Source organism: Aeromonas sp. QDB39, assembly GCF_027707585.1.
GTDB lineage: Bacteria > Pseudomonadota > Gammaproteobacteria > Enterobacterales > Aeromonadaceae > Aeromonas > Aeromonas hydrophila.
Map to the genome: position 1 here is coordinate 1 of NZ_JAPCIV010000123.1, position 1037 is coordinate 1037.

Below are 1037 nucleotides of genomic sequence, written 5' to 3' on the forward strand. Positions count from 1 at the left end.
TGGATCATGCCGCCCCGTTCCCCGGTAATGGACATGGGCTTATGCAACTGGAGCGAAATTAGGATCAGCTATTTAGTAGAGCATAGAAGAATTTACGTTTCCAAGAATTTGCACTTTCAAATGACTCACGGAGCTTTCCAATTTCTTCTGTTTGTTTTGAAACTGTTTGACTAAGGGAATCAACCGCATTGTTAATACTAATCTCTTTAGCAAAAAGCTGTTTTAATTGCTCAGGGCCTAAAGCACGGTCTGACTCGCCGAGTCTTGTAAAATAGCCCTCGCTTGAGCCTACGGGGGAAACTGCTTTTTCGACGTGGATGACACCTATCTTTTTATTATTAAGTTCAATAATTTCGCTTGAGGTCTTTGCAAGCCCAGTCACACGCTGAACCGCTTGTTGATAAGTGTTCTCGAACCTCTCAGGATCTATGCCTACGACTATATTAGGCTCTCTAATGCCAATTAATATTGTACCACCGTCAGTGTTTGAAAATGCTGAAATTATCCTTGCTAGCATTTGAGGCGCGGTAATTCGCTCTTTGAATTCGACTGTTTGACTTTCACCATTTTTTATTAAATCTTCAATTATCAACTAAGCTTCCTCAAGTAACTAACACATGCTGTGACGTATTTCATTGTCCTAGCATATAAATCTTTTAGGTTTTTGACATAAATAAAATGTCGATTACCGCTCCATATTTATCATCAATACTTCGTATATATTCTTCTCCGCCATGTGGTTCTGGTGGATAAATACCAGTTTGTTCCTGCCAACGAGAAATAAGAGCAGAGAATATTTCATTTACTTTATGCGCTTGACGTAATAAATTAACTGTAAACTGTTTTGCAACACATCTACCTCTTTCTGTATTTAAATCCCACTCTGGTATTTGATCATTGTTGTGTATGAAGTCATTTCTATTTTTGAGGTAGTCCGAAAGCAGATTTTCAAGAGGCAGAGCTAGGGAAGGTGCGAATAAGCGGGGAAATTCTTCTCGGCTGACTCAGTCATTTCATTTCTTCATGTTTGAGCCGAT

General features: G+C 39.2%; 1 protein-coding gene. It reads right to left on the reverse strand.

Features of this window, described 5'->3' with window-relative positions:
- Positions 1 to 64 precede the first annotated feature (64 nt).
- Positions 65 to 592: an AlbA family DNA-binding domain-containing protein gene (locus tag PG899_RS24105; RefSeq protein WP_270697822.1), complete on the reverse strand. Its 528-nt coding sequence runs from the start codon at positions 590 to 592 to the stop codon at positions 65 to 67.
- Positions 593 to 1037: the final 445 nt, after the last annotated feature.